This is a genomic window from Microtetraspora sp. NBRC 13810 (assembly GCF_030268685.1).
Lineage (GTDB): Bacteria > Actinomycetota > Actinomycetes > Streptosporangiales > Streptosporangiaceae > BSRQ01.
This window is the reverse complement of the sequence record NZ_BSRQ01000086.1, coordinates 1-334: the sequence shown is the minus strand read 5'-3', so window position 1 is coordinate 334 and position 334 is coordinate 1. Positions and strand designations below refer to the sequence as shown.

Genomic DNA, 334 nt, shown 5'->3' with positions numbered 1-334 from the left:
GTGGCGCCGGGAGCTGCCCAGCGACGGCCTGCCGGAGGAGCCGGTGCACGACCAGGTGACGGACGAGCGGGCGACGCTCTGGCAGGCGGTGGGCCGGCTGCCCGCCCGGCAGCGCGCGGTGATCGTGCTGCGGTTCTACGAGGACCTCCCGGTGGCCGAGGTGGCCCAGCTCATGGGCTGCAACCCCGGGACGGTCAAGAGCCAGAGCGCCAAGGCGCTGGCCAAGCTGAGAATCGACGAGTCGGTGGTTAAGGAGCTGCAGAGGTGACCGTAGAGAATCTCCGCGACGTACTGCGCGAGCACGCCGACCTGCTCCCGCCGCCGAATCCGTCGC

At 71.3% G+C, this 334-nt stretch carries 1 protein-coding gene; it reads left to right on the top strand.

Annotated elements, in window-relative coordinates; all coding sequences use genetic code 11:
* A partial coding sequence (locus QSK26_RS41560) for a sigma-70 family RNA polymerase sigma factor (RefSeq protein ID WP_285780874.1) occupies positions 1 to 268 on the top strand: 268 nt, incomplete at its 5' end.
* Positions 269 to 334 lie beyond the last annotated feature (66 nt).